An 18,368-nucleotide genomic window follows, 5' to 3' on the forward strand; every position below is an offset into this window, starting at 1 on the left:
AAACTTATCAATTTTTAAGGCTATTTTTAACTATTAGCTCTTTATTTTTTTATTTATTTGTATATACGTTAAAAGAAAAAAATACAGACGTTTATCTAATTACAAAATAAGCAATTATTATGCCTAAAACTTCTTAATGACATCACAAAATATTTACATATTAGGAATTGAGTCATCATGCGACGATACAGCCGCTTCTGTTATACACAACGGAAGCATTTTAAGCAATGTTGTTGCTAACCAGAAAATACATCAAGAATATGGTGGTGTTGTGCCTGAATTAGCATCTAGAGCTCACCAACAAAACATTGTTCCTGTCGTGCATCAAGCGCTTGAAAAAGCTGGAATTACAAAAGAACAACTTAATGCTATTGCGTTTACAAGAGGTCCAGGATTAATGGGTTCTTTACTGGTTGGAACATCATTTGCTAAATCACTTGCTTATGGATTAAACATTCCGCTAATAGATGTCAACCACATGCAAGCACATATTTTGGCACATTTTATTGATGAAGAAGGTTTCGACAAACCAGAATTTCCGTTTTTAGCAATGACTATTTCTGGCGGACATACACAAATAGTAAAAGTGAACCACTATTTTGATATGGAAGTCATTGGAGAAACGATTGATGACGCTGTTGGTGAAGCTTATGATAAAAGTGGAAAGGTACTTGGCCTTGGTTATCCAGCTGGTCCAGAAATGGATAAACGTGCACAACAAGGAAACCCTAAGGCTTTTAAATTCACCAAACCCAAAGTTGATGGTTTAAATTTTAGTTTTTCAGGATTAAAAACAGCCATACTCTATTTTATACAGCGTGAAACCAAAGAGAATCCAGATTTTATAAAGGAAAATCTAAATGATATTTGTGCTTCTATACAATACACTATTATTGGTATTTTAATTGATAAACTAAAACTTGCCACTAAACAAACTGGAATTAAGCAAATAGCTATTGGTGGTGGAGTATCTGCTAACTCTGGGATACGAAAAGCATTAAAAGATGGTGAGCAAAAATTTGGTTGGAAAACCTATGTACCAAAGTTTGAATTCACCACAGATAATGCCGCTATGATAGCCATTGTTGGGTATTTAAAATATCTAGAAGAAGATTTTGCAGAACAAAATATTACTGCTTCTGCAAGATTGAAAATATAGGTTTATGTTTAAAGGAAAGAGTTATTATTTACTGTTTTTTGTTGGTATTATTTCCTTTATTTTAGGACTTATAACAATAAAAGACAAATCAGCTTCTTTAGAATTTAGTATTTATGACACCTACTATATCGTACATGTCTTCTACGTTACTACAATATTGGCATTATTGTATTTGATCCCCGGAATCATCTATCTGCTTACTTCAAACAAGAAGTTTAAACTAATTAAATCATTGGTTAAATTACATTCATATATTGCTAGTATCGCTTTTTTTTTATATTTTTTATGTATGGCTGTATTAGAAGATGATTCACAGTTAAGTAATGGCGAGTTTAATTATAATTCTATACTAAATACTCTCTTAATCATAATTTTTTCGTCCTTTTTCTTTGCAAAATTTCTTTTCATTATCAACATACTTCTTAGTACTTTTAAGTACTTTAAAAGAAAATCATAATGTCATTACGAGGAATGAAATGACGTGGTAATCTGTTAAATTCAAAAGATTGCTTCATTATATTCGCAATGACACAAATGTTTTTATATTTGAATCATGCAACTATTTTACAATCCAGATATCAACGAAAACACCTCTCAGTTCACTTTTCCAAAAGATGAAAGCAGGCATATTGCCAAAGTGTTACGCAAAAAAACTGGAGATACGCTTTGCATCACCAATGGTAATGGTTGGCTATTTGAAGCAGAAATTGAAATGGTCGATTTAAAAAATTGTATGGTAACTATTGTTTCAAAGACTTATAAAGAACCAAAATCATATAAAGTACATATAGCAGTAGCTCCAACAAAAATGAACGACCGCTACGAATGGTTTCTAGAAAAAGCTAGCGAAATTGGAATCGACAGCATCACTCCTATTATTTGCGACCATAGCGAACGTAAAGTTATTAAACCAGAGCGTTTTGAGAAGATATTACAATCTGCCATGAAACAATCATTACACTATTATTTACCTAAGTTGAATAATGCTATCTCCTTTACAGATTTTATAAATCAACAACACCACGGACAATTATTTATAGCACATTGTGAAGAAACTAAAAAGCAGTCGCTAAAAAGTCAACTAAAACCAAATGCAGATGTGACTATTTTAATTGGACCAGAAGGCGATTTTAGTGTTAAAGAAATTGCAATGGCTTTGGAGCATCAATTTATTCCTGTAACTTTGGGAGAAACCAGATTACGAACAGAAACTGCTGCAGTAGTTGCTAGTCATTCGGTTGCCTATACTAATGAATAATCTATGAAGCTAGTATTTTCTATTGTCTTTTCTCTTTTCTCTCTTGTCTCAATATCACAGGAAGTAGCTATATTAAAATATCGAGGTGGTGGCGATTGGTATAGTAATCCAACCGCTTTACCAAATCTAATAGAATTTTGTAACGAGAATATTAATACCAAAATAAAGTCGAAGCCTCAAACTGTTGAAGCCAATAGTGTAGATATATTTCAATTTCCTTTTTTACACATGACTGGTCATGGAAACGTTTTTTTTAATGATGACGACGCTCGAAACTTAAGGGACTATCTTACTTCTGGAGGGTTTTTACATATCGACGATAATTACGGCATGCAACCCTATATTGTAAAAGAACTTAAAAAAGTATTTCCAAATACCGATTTAGTAGAGATTCCAGCAAATCACAAGCTATTTAATATTGCGTATGACTTTCCCCAAGGTTTACCAAAAATCCATGAGCATGATGGTAAGCGTCCGCAAGCTTTAGGTATATTTTACGAGTCACGTTTGGTAGTGCTTTTTACGTTTGAAAGTGATTTAGGTGATGGTTGGGAAGACCCAGAAATACACAACGATCCAGAAGATGTTAGAGAAAAAGCACTAAAAATGGGAGCGAATATTATTAAATATGCTTTTGAGAATTAATTTGTATTTTTAAATTCATGAAGAAATTTAAAATTTACCATAAAATTATTGCAGTAGTACTTACGCTATTCATGACATTTCTATCTCTTAATGATGTAAATGGGCATACTTATACAACTGGAATTGATAGCTTTCATTACAATTGCGGTTGTTTTGGATGTTGGCCTGATCATCTATCTGTTAATTGTAGTACAAACAATTTATTTTGCACGTATTAAATTGCAACTCAACCACTACAATACCAATTTCACTAAACGACAGTTTCCAATCACACTAATTTGTGATAACATCACTAATGCACCAAACCTTGGTAGTTTGTTTAGAATTGCTGATGCTTTTGGGATTACAGAACTTATTTTTTGCGGTGAATATATTCCGTTAGGACGTAAAATGACTAAGACGTCTAGAGCTACCGAAAAAATTGTGTCACATCAAGTAAATGACTCTGCCATTGAAGTCGTTAAAAAACTTAAAGAAAATAACCATCAAATCATTTCTTTAGAAATTACTACTAACAGCAAACCAATTCATCAGTTTAAAATTCCAAAAAATATGCCTATTGCATTAGTCATTGGAGATGAGAATTTCGGAGTTTCTGAAGAAATTTTAAACATTTCAGATGCAATAATCCATATAGATATGTTTGGGCAAAACAGTAGTATGAATGTTGTACAAGCAGCAAATATTGCACTATATGAAATGACTAAGCAATTATTGTAAACTCTTTTATATATTTACTAAATGAATTCTAAAATCATATCAAACGGTATATTAAGAGCGTTAGCAATTATTCTTGGTATAACAGTATTGCTTTATTTTTTATATAAAATTCAGTCAGTAATAGTATATATCGCTATTGCTTCTGTTATTTCATTAATTGGTTTACCAATTGTTAGGTTTTTAAAGGCAAAATTAAAATTTAGAAGCACTATAGCTGTTGTTACTACCATGGCTATTTTAATAGCATTACTAATTGGGCTTGTGAGAATGTTTATTCCGCTTATAGTTGAGCAAGGTCATAACTTGTCTTTGCTAAATATTGACCAATTACAAGACAATGTTGAAGATTTATACTTTCAATTAACCAATTATTTTGGTTTAAATAGTTATGATGTTGAACGCTCAATAAAAGAATCCAATCTACTCTCAAAGCTTGATTACTCTATCATTCCAAATTTTTTAAACTCTGTAGTTAGTGGTTTAGGTAGTTTTAGTGTAGGATTGTTTTCAGTACTATTTATTGCATTTTTCTTACTAAAAGACAGTCAATTATTAGAACAAGGTATTATGGTTTTTGTTCCAGATAATAAGGAAACACGGTCTAAAAAATCATTTGAAAAAATAAAAACATTATTGTCTCGCTATTTTGTTGGCTTGATATTTCAAATACTCATCCTATTTGTAATCTATACAATCGTATTACTCGTTTTTGGAGTGAAAAACGCTATTGTAATTGCGTTTCTATGCGCCTTATTAAACTTAATTCCTTATGTAGGACCTATGGTTGGAGGCGTTTTAATGCTAACGCTTACCATGTCAAGTTTTATGGGCTCTAGTTTTAGCGAAGTAATTGTACCCAAAACGACGTATGTAATGATCGGTTTCGTTATTGGTCAATTAGTTGATAATTTTTTTAGCCAACCATTTATCTTCTCGAAAAGTGTAAAATCTCATCCTTTAGAAATATTTCTAGTAATTATAATAGCTGGAATTTTATTTGGCGTTTTAGGTATGATTGTCGCAATACCAACTTACACAGCTATTAAAGTGATTTTAAAGGAGTTTTTAGCCGAAAACAAGATAGTCAAGCAACTTACTAAAGATATATAACATCTATTTGAATAATTCTATTTTAAATACTGAAATTCAAGAATTCATAGATGATAATATTAATTCAGATGTAGCCTCTTTATTATTTAAAAAAAAATCTTTTAGTAATGTTGAATTAAAAGAGGTTATTGAACAGATTGAAGCCAAAAGAAAATGTAAAACAAAACTACCAACTTGGTTTAAAACTTCTAATATTTATTATCCGAACAAGTTAAATATTGAGCAAACATCTTCAGAAATTACCGCAGATTACAAATCCAGATTAATGAATGGCAACTCCATTATTGACATTACAGGTGGCTTTGGAGTTGATTGCTTTTTCTTTTCAAAATATTTTGAAGAAGTAACGCATTGCGAAATTGATAAAAACTTATCCAAAATTGTGTCTCACAATTACAATCAATTAGAAGCAAATAATACAAAAACATTAAATGTAGATGGAATTGAGCATATACAGCAAGTTGAAAAAACTTGTGATTGGATTTATATTGACCCATCCAGAAGGCATGACAGCAAAGGGAAAGTTTTCTACCTCAAAGATTGCTTACCAAATGTTCCTGAACATTTAGACTTACTTTTTAAGTACACTAATAATGTATTAGTAAAAGCTTCTCCAATGCTAGATATATCTATTGGTATATCCGAAATAAAACACACTAAAGCCATTCATATAGTTGCGGTAAATAACGAAGTCAAAGAAGTCCTCTTTATGCTAAACAAAGGGCATAAAGACGAAATAGCAATAGATACAATTAACATTAAAGGTGAGAAAAAAGAAACTTTTAGTTTTTTATATTCAACCGAATTAAATGCAAAAGCCAACTTTTCTTTACCACTAACCTATTTGTATGAGCCTAATGCAGCAATATTGAAATCTGGAGCCTTCAAAACAATAGCACAGGAGTTAAATATAAATAAATTACATCAACACTCACATTTATATACTTCAAATGCATTAATAGATTTCCCTGGGAGAATTTTTAAAATAGTCAAGCACATTCCCTACAACAAAAAAGCAATTAAAAAGATTTTAGGAAACTCTAAAGTTAATATCACAACTAGAAATTTTTCAGAATCTGTAAGTGAGCTTAGAAAAAAATTCAACATGAAAGATGGAGGAGAAAGTTATGCATTTTTTACAACTAATATTAGCGATGAAAAAATCGTACTTGTTTGTGAAAAATTATAAAAAAAGGGTTGCCAAAAAAGACAACCCAAAAATCCTTTATTACTAATAACATTAACCTTAAACTATAGTTTTACTAAAGGATTCACTCTATAATTATCACTAAAAATTTTATAGACAGTTAATTTACTGAATATTGTAAATTTCGAGTGTCTTATGTCAAAAATTTAAGTGTAAATTAACAGTTAAGCTTATCAAAACCTGTTTAAATATTGAACTAAATAATATATACTTTTAATACTTAGCATATTAAAGTATATTCGCAAAAAAATAGAATTGTGATAAAAGCAGTAATATTTGATATGGATGGTGTTATTGTTAACTCCGAGCCTTTACATAAAAAAGCCTATGCAGAAATGTTTAATACTGTTGGAATTAATGTTTCTAGTCAATTGTATGAATCTTTTACTGGTCAATCAACTTACAATATTTGCAAAACGCTATGCTCAAAATTCGATTTGCAAAATACCCCACAAGAGTTAGTAAACTTGAAGCGTCAATATTTCAAATATATTTTTGAAAACGATAAAGATTTAGATCTTATAGATGGGGTACATAATATTATAAAAGATTATTACAAAAACGGTTTAACTTTAGTATTAGCCTCTTCTGCTTCAATGACTACTATAAACAATGTTTTTAATCGTTTTGATTTAGATAAATATTTTAAAGATAAATTAAGTGGTGCTGATTTAAAAGCATCAAAGCCACATCCTGAAATTTTCATTAATGCAGCTAAATCTTCTGGCTATAATAGAAATGAATGTATAGTTATTGAAGATTCTACTAACGGAATTAAAGCAGCAAACTCTGCAGATATCTATTGCATTGGATATAAAAGTGAACATTCAAAAAATCAAGATTACTCAACAGCTAATAAAGTTGTGACTTCTTTTGAAGATATTACTTTTGATAAAATTAAAAGTATAATTTAAAACCTTTATTTGTCAATTTTAAAACTAAACGAAAACTATAGTCACTTATAAAACCAACAAAACCTTGCATTTCTGCAAGGTTTCTTTGTGGTGATGGCACTAGGATTCGAACCTAGGACCGCCTGCTTAGAAGGCAGGTGCTCTATCCAGCTGAGCTATGCCACCAGTTAATTTAATTTGTCGGGGTGGCAGGATTCGAACCTGCGACCTCCGCGTCCCAAACGCGGCGCGATAACCGGGCTACGCTACACCCCGAAACGATTATCTTAAAAAATGCGGAGAGACGGGGATTCGAACCCCGGGTACCCGTTAGGGTACGCTTGTTTAGCAAACAAGTCCTTTCGGCCACTCAGGCACCTCTCCAATTCTATGTTGTAAGAACGTTGCATTATTTTTTAATGCGGATGCAAATGTAACTTTTCATCTTAAAGAACGCAAACAATTTTTTTACTTTTTTAAAGTAATATTACTATTCTGGATATTCAATGCGTAAGTGATAGATATTAGCCAACTTATGCTTTAATACTTTTTTAATAGATTGAATTTCTTTGAAGGTAATATTAGCATTTAAAAATTGTCCATTTTCAATTTGTTTACTAATAATATTTTCAACAAATACTTCAATCTTAGCAGAAGTAGGCTCTTTTAAACTTTTGGAGGCCGCTTCAACACTATCACACATCATTAAAATGGCTGTTTCTTTACTAAATGGGCTAGGTCCTGGATATCTAAAATCATTAATATCTATTCCACCATCCATTCCTTTCTCTTTACTATAAAAGTAATAGACCAAGCTAGTTCCGTGATGTGTTCTAATAAAATCTATAACGCGATCAGGAAGATTGTACTTTTTTGCTAATTCAATACCATCAATTACATGACCAATTATAATTGCTGCACTCTCTTTAGGAGATAATTCGTCATGAGGGTTAATGCCTGTTGCTTGGTTTTCAGTAAAGTAAGTTGGGTTTTTCATTTTCCCTATATCATGGTATAAGGCACCTACACGTACTAACATAGCATTAGCTCCAATTTCATTCGCCGATGCCTCAGCTAAATTTGCAACATTTAAAGAATGATGAAACGTACCTGGAGCTTTATTAGATAACTCTTTTAATAATTTTGAATTCGTATCTGAAAGCTCTAATAATGACACATCAGAAACTAAACCAAATAGCTTTTCGTAAGCATATATTAAAGGTTGTACAAACAAAGTTGCTAATCCACAAAGTATAAAAAGAATGAAAGTCTCACCTTTTAAATTGTCAATACCTCCTTCATGTATAACAAAAAAAGCAAAGTAAGCTACTATATAAATAAGTGTGATTTGCCCAACAGATATAAATAGATTAGCTCTTTTGTAAAGCTCAGATACTGTAAGTATTGTAACAATTCCTGCAATTATTTGCAAGAACATATATTCATAATTGTTTGTTACTACAAATCCAAGTAATAACACAGTAACAACATGTGCAAACAAGCCTAATCGTGCATCAAAAAAGGCTTTTAAAACTAGAGGTAAAATACATATTGGAACTATATAGACATATGCTGAATTATAATTTACCACCAAAGTGGTTAGCAATACCATTAGCGAAATATTAAAAAATATGAAAGTGACTTTTGTATTGTTTTTAAATACATCTGGTCGATATTTTCTTAAAAAGAGTAGCAACATTAACAATGTTAGCGCCACTAATAAAGTATAAGCAGCTATAATCCAATTATAATTTGCTTCACTCCATATTTGCGATTCATATTCTGACTCTAATGATTTTAAAACCTCAAACTTATCGCCTTCTACAACTTCTCCTTTCGATATAATAATAGTACCTTGAGCTATCCTGCCTCTTACTAATGAGATTTTGTCTAATTCTTCTTGTAATGAATTACTAGTAATACTTGTATTTAAAGCAATATTTGGCTTTATTATGTCAAAAAATAATGAAATCAACTTTTGTGAATCTTCAATTGCAAGATTTAATTCACTAATATTCTTCTCGGCATGAGTCCTGAAATTAGGCTTAATGAAACTTGAATAATTTGTAGACTTAATTTGATTTCTATCCTCTAGAACAATTATTGTTTTATTATCTGGATAATCATAGTCTTTATCAAGAATGCCTATTGAGTACATTTTATTTAACAAAGATATACCCTGATTAAACAACTGTGTTTTCTCTCTTCTAAATAATGAATCTGAAAATACTATAGGAAATTTAGTTTCATAATCTTTTATTACTTCAGAAGTAATTTCCTTATTAATATCAAAATATATAGATGCGTTTTCTTGTATTTTTTTTCGCTCCTCTTGTACTTCTTCTTCTGCCTTTTTAATTGCAAAATCAAAAGGTGCATACAAATTTTCAGATTGCCAAGGCTTTCCTTTTTCAAAACTATACTTAAACTTTCCGCTCTTAGGGAATAAGTATACTATTAAAAAAGAAGTTGCTATAAAAAGTAGCGCCTTATATATTAAGGAATGATTTTTATATAGCCTATTTATAAAATCCTTCATGAATTGTATTAAGATTATTTCAAAAGTAATAAAAATAAAGGCGCAACTTAGATAATGATATTGACATAATCATTCTATTTTCTTCTAAATTTTAACTAATTTCGCATCACTAATAAATTCATAAAATTATAATGAGTAAAGAGGTTGTAATCGTTTCAGCAGTTAGAACTCCTATTGGAAGCTTTTTAGGAGCTTTATCAACAATTCCAGCACCTAAATTAGGAGCAATAGCAATTAAAGGAGCTTTAGATAAAATTCAGCTTAACCCAGAATTAGTTGAAGAAGTTTTAATGGGAAATGTTGTTCAAGCAGGAACTGGACAAGCACCAGCGAGACAAGCAGCTATTTATGCTGGGATCCCGGATACTGTTCCTTGTACCACTATTAACAAAGTTTGTGCTTCAGGTATGAAAACAGTAATGCAAGCAGCTCAATCTATTGCTCTCGGTGATGCAAATATTATTGTCGCTGGAGGTATGGAAAACATGAGCTTAATCCCTCACTATTACCATGCACGAACTGGGACAAAATTTGGACCTACAACACTTGAAGATGGTATGCAAAAAGATGGCTTAGTGGATGTATATGATGGAAATGCTATGGGTGTTTGCGCAGATGCTTGTGCTTTTGAATATAATTTTTCTAGAGAAGATCAAGATGCTTTCGCCATTCAGTCATACAATCGCTCAGCTGCAGCTTGGGAAGCTAATAAATTTAGTAATGAAGTAGTTCCAGTTGAAGTCCCACAACGTCGTGGAGAACCTATAATTGTTAGTAAAGATGAAGAATACACTAACGTAAAAATAGAAAAAATTCCAGCTTTACGTCCTGCATTTACTAAAGACGGAACAGTTACTGCTGCTAATGCTTCTACAATTAATGATGGAGCTGCAGCTTTAGTGTTGATGAGTAAAGAAAAAGCAAATGAATTAAGTTTAAAGCCTTTAGCAACCATTAAAAGTTATGCCGATGCTGCACAAGAGCCAAAATGGTTCACCACTGTACCAGCCAAAGCTTTGCCAAAAGCTTTGGCTAAAGCGAGTATAGATATCAAAGATGTTGACTATTTTGAGTTTAATGAGGCCTTCTCTGTAGTAGGATTAGCAAATATGAAGCTTCTTGGATTGACAGATGATAATGTAAATGTTAATGGTGGAGCAGTTTCTTTAGGGCATCCATTAGGATGTTCTGGAGCTAGAATAATTGTGACATTATTAAATGTATTAGAACAAAACAATTCTAAAATTGGAGCTGCGGCTATTTGTAATGGTGGTGGTGGTGCATCTGCTATTATTATAGAACGTAATTAATATTATTTGATGCAATACGGAATTTGCAATCTGAGTATTGTCCCTTTAAGATTAGAAGCTTCTGATGCTTCTGAATTGGTTTCGCAAGTGCTTTACGGTGATTTTTTTAAAGTACTAGAAAAACGAAAAAAATGGAGTAAAATTCGTTTGGATTTTGACAGTTATGAAGGTTGGATTGATAACAAACAGTATCATGAGATTACAGAAAGTGAGTTTAAAGAACTACAACAAACTGTACCTGTTTATGCTACAGATTTAGTGGAATTTATAGAAAACACTTCAAAAGAATTAATTCCTATACCTTTAGGCGCATCATTAAATGGATTATCGATATTAAACCATATTCATGATGGGAATACCACATCTGGTGTTCTTCAAAAAAACAACATATTACATATAGCTTCTTTTTATTTAAATGCACCTTATTTATGGGGTGGAAAGACACCTTTTGGAATAGACTGCTCTGGATTTACACAAATGGTTTATAAACTTAACGGTTATAAATTACTAAGAGATGCATCACAGCAAGCTACGCAAGGAGATGCTTTAAGTTTTATTGAAGAGAGTGAACCTGGAGATCTTGCTTTTTTTGATAATACTGAAGGAAATATTATCCATGTAGGTATTATTATGAAAGATAATTACATTATTCACGCACACGGAAAAGTAAGAATAGATAGACTAGACCATACTGGAATATACAATGCGGAATCTAAAATCCACACACATAAATTGCGAGTTATAAAAAAGATTATATAATAAAAAAAGCCGCTTTAAAAAGCGGCTTTTTTGTGAAATCTAAATTGTTATAGATTAATTCTCACTTTTCAAAGCTTCAACTCTTGCTTTCATTGCTTTGAAATTTGCGGTATCATCTAGAGCACTGTATAAATTCATTAGTGTAGTCGCAGCATTAATATCTTTTGGGTTTAATTCTAAAACCTTTGATAGATATGGTGTAGCTTCTCTATATACTTGTTCTCTCTTCACTTTTAATTCATCGTATTTCTTATTATCAGCCGCTGAAGTTCCAAGTTTATTCATTTCTTCAATAATCCCTTTTTCTTGATCAAGTACCAATACAGCCATATTCATATAAGCATTAGAATACTTTGGATCCATTTCTATGGCTTTATTATAATACTTTTTAGCAGCTTCAAAATCGTTATTATCTGCTGCGGTAACTCCTAAATTAAATACTAAAGCTACATTATTAGGGTCTAACTCTAAAGCTTTAGATATTAACTGAGCATACTTTTCAGTATTATCCATTTGTCTATACAAATCTGCTTCAGCAAGAATTAAATTAACATCATTTGGATTAGATTTCTTTGCTTCTTCAATTGCCGTTATTGCTTTATCATTCTTACCTTGACTTATGTATATTAAAGTAATGTTTTTAGCTATTTCACCTACTTTAGAATCTGTATTAACAACCCTTGGGTTGGTATGCGTTTTAGCTTTGACAGATAAATCTCTCAATACATCACTTGGAAATGATTGGTCTTCACCTGTGGCAACCTCAGTAGCCATATATTGCTTAGAAATTCCAGTATAACTAATGTTCGATAATTCCTTATAAATTTTTAAAGCTGTATCATAGTCTTTTCCATTAACAGCAGCAGTTGCTGCATTATACAAGAAAATTGTATCAGTTGGAGATATTCTATAAGCTTTTTCAAAATTACTACTAGCTAACTCAAAGTTTTTATTACCATAAGCCGCTGTCCCTTTTTCTACTAAAGCTAGTCCCATTTGATCTTTAATACTATTAGCTTGACTTGTATAAACTTTTTTTCCAGTTTTTGACTCTAAATCCGTTAGCATTTTAAAGCTTTCTAATGCACCATCTATGTCAGCATTACTACCAGCTCCATTTGCGTACAAAGCTTGTCCTTTTAATAAATAAAACTTTGCCTTTGTTTTGTCATCCATTGCAGACATTAATGATTCTGCTGCACTAATTGCAGCTTTTGCATCTGCATAGTTGCTACTTTTAATAGCTTTTTCGGCACTTTTAATTTCTTTCTTCTGTGCGAAAGAAAAAGAACCAATCATCAGAGCTAGTGCTAGTATAACCTGTTTTTTCATTTTTAATAGTTTAATTGTTAATGTATTTTATTCTTCTTCTTTGGTATTATCAAGAGTTGTGCCATCTTCATTTTGATTAGCGTTATCAACTGTTTCAGAAGTTATTACATTACCTTCTTCATCCAACTCAACTTCATCTTCATCATGCATTACCTTAGCCACAGCAGCAATAGAATCACTCCCTTTCAAGTTAATAAGTTTAACTCCTTGAGTTGCTCTACCCATAACTCTTAAATCTTGAACAGCCATTCTTATAGCAATTCCCGATTTATTGATTATCATCAAGTCATCTTCATCGCTTACATTCTTGATTGCTACTAAATTACCGGTTTTTTCTGTAATAGAAATGGTTTTTACACCTTTTCCTCCACGATTAGTAATTCTGTAATCTTCTAAACTAGAGCGTTTACCAAAACCATTTTCTGAAACAACAAGTATATCACTTTCCATATCATTAACGGCAATCATACCTATTACTTCATCTGTTTTTTCATCTTGAAGTCTAATACCACGAACACCTGAAGCGTTTCGTCCCATTGGTCGCGTTTTAGCTTCTTCAAATCTAATTGCTTTACCAGATTTTAGCGCTAGCATTACTTGGCTTTCACCAGTTGTAAGTTTAGCTTCTAGTAACTCATCATCTTCCTTAATCGTTATTGCATTAATCCCATTTGTTCTTGGTCGAGAATATTGCTCTAATGAGGTCTTCTTAACTTGTCCTTTTTTAGTCGCCATAATCACATAATGATTATTTATATAATCCTCATCTTTTAAATCTTGAGTACAGATAAACGCTTTAACTTTATCATCTTGCTCAATATTTATAAGATTTTGAATAGCCCTACCTTTTGAAGTCTTGCTTCCTTCTGGAATTTCATAAACACGCATCCAGAAGCATTTTCCTTTTTGAGTAAAGAACAACATATATTGATGGTTCGTTCCTACAAATAGGTGTTCTAAAAAGTCTTCATTACGCGTAGTAGAAGCCTTTTGACCAACTCCTCCTCTATTCTGCGTTTTATATTCAGTAAGTGATGTTCTTTTAATATAACCAGCGTGAGAAATAGTAATAACTACTTTCTCATTTGGTATCATATCTTCAATACTTAAATCTCCTCCAGCATATTCTATTACTGAACGACGTTCATCACCATATTTTTGCTTAACTTCAAGAAGCTCTTCTTTTATGATATTCATTCGACGTTCTTTCTTGTCAAGAATATCTTTTAAATCTTCAATAGTTTTCATTAATTCATCATACTCAGCTCTTAGTTTGTCTTGTTCTAAACCTGTAAGCTGGCGTAAACGCATCTCAACAATAGCTTTGGCTTGAATCTCGGTAAGCTCAAATCTATCAATTAACTTTTGTCTAGCTTCATCTGCGTTAGCTGATGCACGAATTAAAGCAATAACTTCATCAATATTATCCGAAGCTATAATAAGTCCTTCTAATATATGAGCACGTTCTTCAGCTTTTCTAAGTTCGTATTTTGTTCGTCGTACAACTACTTCGTGGCGATGCTCTACAAAATGATGAATCATATCTTTAAGATTCAACATTTCTGGTCGCCCATTTACAAGTGCAATATTATTTACACTGAATGATGATTGTAATGCAGTGTATTTATATAACTTATTTAGAACAATATTCGGTATAGCATCACGCTTTAAAACGTACACTACACGCATTCCATTTCTGTCAGATTCATCTCTAATAGTCGAAATACCTTCTAATTTTTTATCGTTAACAAGGTCAGCAGTCTTTTTAATCATATCTGCTTTGTTAACTTGATAAGGAATTTCAGTTACAATAATACTTTCACGTCCTTGAACTTCTTCTATTATTGCTTTTCCTCGCATTACTACACGACCACGACCAGTTTTAAAAGCTTCTCTAACACCGTCGTAACCATAAATGATTCCTCCTGTCGGAAAATCTGGTGCTTTTACATGTGTAATTAGCTCATCAATTTCTATATCGTTATTTTCAATATACGCTATTGTACCATCTACAACTTCAGATAAATTGTGAGGTGGCATGTTTGTAGCCATCCCAACCGCAATACCAGACGCTCCATTAACAAGAAGTCCAGGAATTCTAGTTGGAAGTACTGTTGGCTCTTGAAGTGTATCATCAAAATTCAACTTATGATCTACTGTTTCTTTGTCAATATCTGCCAACATGTCCTCAGATATCTTACGCATACGTGCTTCAGTATAACGCATTGCTGCAGGACTGTCACCATCTATAGAACCAAAGTTTCCTTGTCCATCAACAAGCATATAACGTAAGCTCCATTCTTGAGCCATACGTACCATAGTATCATACACCGATGTATCACCATGTGGATGATATTTACCAAGAACTTCACCAACTATTCTAGCTGATTTTTTATGCGCTGTATTAGATCTTACACCTAATTCATGCATACCATAAAGTACGCGTCTATGAACTGGCTTCAAACCATCTCTTACATCTGGTAGTGCACGTGACACAATGACTGACATTGAATAATCAATGTAAGCCGATTTCATTTCATCTTCAATATTTATTGGAATGAGTTTTTCTCCTTCTGCCATAAATAAAATTATTAGTTTTTGTAGGTTTTCAAATCGAGCTAATATAACAATTTTGTTAGTCCAAACACTATCTAAACAAGGCTTTTTTAAGACTTTTTATCAACAATATTTAGGATGATTTTAGTTAATAACTATAGGCAGATTTATTTTGATTTTTTAGACTTTTTATTGTCATTTACTCCAATAAAGTATAATTAAGGTATAGTTTTTGCCTTAATCAAGTAGATTTTATTATTTTTAATGCAGAAAGGAACCAAATTTATGGATGATAATTTTTCACCAAGAGTAAAAGATGTTATTGCTTATAGCAAGGAGGAAGCATTACGTTTAGGTCATGATTTTATTGGCACTGAACACTTAATGCTTGGTCTATTACGTGATGGAAATGGGAAAGCTATTGACATTTTAAGCGCTTTAGATATTGATTTAAATCACTTGAGACGGAAAGTAGAAATATTAAGTCCTGCTAACCCAAACATTACGACCGCATCTAACGAAAAGAAAAACCTACATTTAACTAGACAAGCTGAACGTGCTTTAAAAACGACGTTTTTGGAAGCAAAATTATTCCAAAGTACATCAATTAATACTGCACATTTATTGCTTTGTATCTTAAGAAATGAAAACGACCCAACTACTAAACTATTAAACAAACTTAAAGTGGACTACGACAACGTGAAAGATCAATTTAAATATATGATAGCTAACGATGATGATTATATTGAATCTCCAAAGGCAGAATCATTTTCAGATGAAGGTGATGATGCTTCTGATGACAATTCAAAAGATAATCCGTTTAGCCAATCAACAGCTAAAGGTGCAAAAAAATCTAAAACTCCAGTTTTAGATAATTTTGGTAGAGACCTAACCGCTATGGCAGAAGAAGGGAAATTAGACCCTGTTGTTGGAAGAGAAAAAGAAATACAACGTGTGTCTCAAATTTTGAGTAGACGTAAAAAGAATAACCCTCTTTTAATCGGAGAACCAGGAGTTGGTAAATCAGCTATTGCAGAAGGATTAGCTAATAGAATAATTAGTAAAAAAGTTTCTAGAATTTTATTTAACAAGCGCGTAGTTACCCTTGATTTAGCAAGCTTAGTTGCTGGAACTAAATATAGAGGGCAGTTTGAAGAGCGTATGAAAGCAGTTATGAATGAGCTTGAAAAAAATGATGATATCATTTTGTTTATAGACGAAATTCATACCATCGTTGGTGCAGGTGGAGCAACAGGTAGTCTTGATGCTTCAAATATGTTTAAGCCAGCTTTAGCAAGAGGAGAAATACAGTGTGTTGGAGCAACCACTCTAGATGAGTATAGACAATATATTGAAAAAGATGGTGCTTTAGAGCGTCGTTTCCAAAAAGTAATTGTAGAACCAACCACTGTTGATGAAACAATAGAAATACTAAACAATATTAAAGGTAAATATGAAGAGCATCATAATGTAACTTATACAGATGAAGCTATTGAGGCCTGTGTAAAATTGACAAATCGTTATATGACAGAACGCTTCCTTCCAGATAAAGCTATTGATGCTTTAGATGAGGCTGGGTCGAGAGTACATATTACCAATATAAATGTTCCTGATCAAATTATTGAGCTAGAGAAACAACTAGAAGCTGTAAAAGAAACTAAAAATTCGGTTGTAAAGAAGCAAAAATATGAAGAGGCTGCAAAGCTTAGAGATGATGAGAAACGTATAGAAAAGAGCCTCACTGAAGCTCAGGAGAAATGGGAAGAGGATTCCAAATTACATCGCGAAACAGTTTCTGAAGATAATGTTGCTGATGTTGTTTCTATGATGACAGGAATTCCTGTAAATAGAATAGCTCAAACCGAAAGTAATAAATTAGCAAAATTACCAGAATTAATAAAAGGCAAAGTTATTGGTCAAGATGAGGCTGTTAGTAAAGTGGTTAAAGCTATACAGCGTAATCGTGCTGGACTTAAAGATCCTAATAAGCCAATTGGGTCATTTATCTTTTTAGGGCAAACTGGTGTTGGTAAAACACAGTTAGCAAAAGTATTAGCCCGTGAATTATTTGACAGTGAAGATGCTCTAGTAAGAGTAGACATGAGTGAGTATATGGAGAAGTTTGCTATTTCTCGTTTAATTGGAGCACCTCCAGGCTATGTTGGTTATGAAGAAGGAGGTCAATTAACCGAAAAAGTAAGACGCAAACCTTACGCAGTTGTATTACTTGACGAAATAGAAAAAGCACATCCTGATGTTTTTAACATGTTACTACAAGTATTAGATGATGGTTTTTTAACTGATAGTCTAGGTAGAAAGATTGATTTTAGTAATACCATAATTATCATGACATCTAACATTGGAGCTAGAAAACTAAAAGATTTTGGTACTGGTGTTGGTTTTGGTACTTCTGCTCAAAAATCTCAAGCAGGAACACATTCTAAAAACATTATTGAAAATGCACTAAAGAAAGCGTTTGCTCCAGAATTTCTAAATAGAATTGATGATGTTGTAGTATTTAATGTACTTGAAAGAGAAGATATAGACAAGATTATTGACATAGAACTGGAAAAACTTTTAGCTAGAATTAAAGAGTTAGGATACACGCTCAAATTATCTAAAAAAGCTAAAACATTTATAGCAGATAAAGGGTTTGATAAGCAATACGGTGCTCGTCCTTTAAAAAGAGCAATTCAAAAATATATTGAAGACGCTTTAGCAGAAGAAATTATTGTTTCTAAAATCCATGAAGGTGATATTATTACTATGGATTATGAAAAAGATGCTACCGAATTAACTGTAAAAGTCAAGCATTCAGAAAAAACTACTGAATCGTAGATATTATTTAACTAAAAAAAGCTCCACTTACAAATTAGTGGA

The 18,368-nt window shown here is 32.0% G+C and carries 13 protein-coding genes and 3 tRNA genes; 10 read left to right on the forward strand and 6 right to left on the reverse strand.

Annotated features, from left to right (window positions below; translation table 11 throughout):
* Positions 1 to 136 precede the first annotated feature (136 nt).
* From tsaD to ABGB03_RS07600, 7 genes are all read left to right on the forward strand, one after another.
* Positions 137 to 1,159 (forward strand): tRNA (adenosine(37)-N6)-threonylcarbamoyltransferase complex transferase subunit TsaD, encoded by a 1,023-nt coding sequence (gene tsaD, locus ABGB03_RS07570; protein WP_347926215.1) that lies wholly within the window; start codon positions 137 to 139, stop codon positions 1,157 to 1,159.
* 553 nt (positions 1,160 to 1,712) lie between these two features.
* Entirely contained in the window at positions 1,713 to 2,417 is a 705-nt protein-coding gene (locus ABGB03_RS07575; RefSeq protein ID WP_347926216.1) for a 16S rRNA (uracil(1498)-N(3))-methyltransferase, read from the forward strand.
* Positions 2,418 to 2,420: 3 nt separating this feature from the next.
* Positions 2,421 to 3,062, forward strand: a complete 642-nt coding sequence (locus tag ABGB03_RS07580) for a DUF4159 domain-containing protein (RefSeq protein WP_347926218.1) — start codon at positions 2,421 to 2,423, stop codon at positions 3,060 to 3,062.
* Between the two features lie 219 nt (positions 3,063 to 3,281).
* Complete coding sequence (locus ABGB03_RS07585; protein ID WP_347926391.1) at positions 3,282 to 3,782, forward strand: TrmH family RNA methyltransferase; 501 nt, start codon at positions 3,282 to 3,284, stop codon at positions 3,780 to 3,782.
* A 21-nt stretch (positions 3,783 to 3,803) separates the two neighbouring features.
* Positions 3,804 to 4,892: an AI-2E family transporter gene (locus ABGB03_RS07590; protein ID WP_347926220.1), complete on the forward strand. Its 1,089-nt coding sequence runs from the start codon at positions 3,804 to 3,806 to the stop codon at positions 4,890 to 4,892.
* A gap of 7 nt (positions 4,893 to 4,899) precedes the next feature.
* Positions 4,900 to 6,081, forward strand: coding sequence for a class I SAM-dependent methyltransferase (locus ABGB03_RS07595; protein WP_347926222.1), 1,182 nt, complete (start codon positions 4,900 to 4,902; stop codon positions 6,079 to 6,081).
* 275 nt (positions 6,082 to 6,356) lie between these two features.
* Entirely contained in the window at positions 6,357 to 7,013 is a 657-nt protein-coding gene (locus tag ABGB03_RS07600) for an HAD family phosphatase (protein ID WP_347926224.1), read from the forward strand.
* Positions 7,014 to 7,101: 88 nt separating this feature from the next.
* Here ABGB03_RS07600 and ABGB03_RS07605 read toward each other — a convergent pair.
* The 4 genes from ABGB03_RS07605 to ABGB03_RS07620 all read right to left on the reverse strand — a co-directional run bounded on the left by ABGB03_RS07605 (position 7,102) and on the right by ABGB03_RS07620 (position 9,531).
* A tRNA-Arg gene (locus ABGB03_RS07605) sits at positions 7,102 to 7,178 on the reverse strand.
* 15 nt (positions 7,179 to 7,193) lie between these two features.
* Positions 7,194 to 7,268, reverse strand: a tRNA-Pro gene (locus tag ABGB03_RS07610).
* A gap of 21 nt (positions 7,269 to 7,289) precedes the next feature.
* Positions 7,290 to 7,376, reverse strand: a tRNA-Ser gene (locus ABGB03_RS07615).
* 106 nt (positions 7,377 to 7,482) lie between these two features.
* A complete protein-coding gene (locus ABGB03_RS07620) occupies positions 7,483 to 9,531 on the reverse strand; it encodes an HDIG domain-containing metalloprotein (protein WP_347926225.1) in 2,049 nt (682 codons plus the stop codon).
* A gap of 131 nt (positions 9,532 to 9,662) precedes the next feature.
* Between ABGB03_RS07620 and ABGB03_RS07625 the strand changes: the two genes are divergently transcribed.
* Positions 9,663 to 10,841, forward strand: coding sequence for an acetyl-CoA C-acyltransferase (locus tag ABGB03_RS07625; RefSeq protein WP_347926227.1), 1,179 nt, complete (start codon positions 9,663 to 9,665; stop codon positions 10,839 to 10,841).
* Positions 10,842 to 10,850: 9 nt separating this feature from the next.
* Complete coding sequence (locus ABGB03_RS07630) at positions 10,851 to 11,600, forward strand: C40 family peptidase (RefSeq protein WP_347926228.1); 750 nt, start codon at positions 10,851 to 10,853, stop codon at positions 11,598 to 11,600.
* Between the two features lie 54 nt (positions 11,601 to 11,654).
* On the opposite strand, the gene ABGB03_RS07635 is transcribed toward ABGB03_RS07630, so the two are convergent.
* Together ABGB03_RS07635 and gyrA are read right to left on the reverse strand one after the other, a co-directional pair.
* A complete protein-coding gene (locus ABGB03_RS07635) occupies positions 11,655 to 12,932 on the reverse strand; it encodes a tetratricopeptide repeat protein (RefSeq protein ID WP_347926230.1) in 1,278 nt (425 codons plus the stop codon).
* Between the two features lie 27 nt (positions 12,933 to 12,959).
* The gene (gyrA, locus tag ABGB03_RS07640) at positions 12,960 to 15,512 is read right to left on the reverse strand and encodes a DNA gyrase subunit A (RefSeq protein ID WP_347926232.1); all 2,553 of its coding nucleotides are present in this window, start codon (positions 15,510 to 15,512) and stop codon (positions 12,960 to 12,962) included.
* 261 nt (positions 15,513 to 15,773) lie between these two features.
* On the opposite strand from gyrA, the gene ABGB03_RS07645 reads away from it, so the two are divergent.
* Positions 15,774 to 18,326 (forward strand): ATP-dependent Clp protease ATP-binding subunit, encoded by a 2,553-nt coding sequence (locus tag ABGB03_RS07645; protein WP_347926393.1) that lies wholly within the window; start codon positions 15,774 to 15,776, stop codon positions 18,324 to 18,326.
* The last annotated feature ends 42 nt before the right edge of the window (positions 18,327 to 18,368 follow it).

Source organism: Pontimicrobium sp. SW4 (assembly GCF_039954625.1).
GTDB lineage: Bacteria > Bacteroidota > Bacteroidia > Flavobacteriales > Flavobacteriaceae > Pontimicrobium.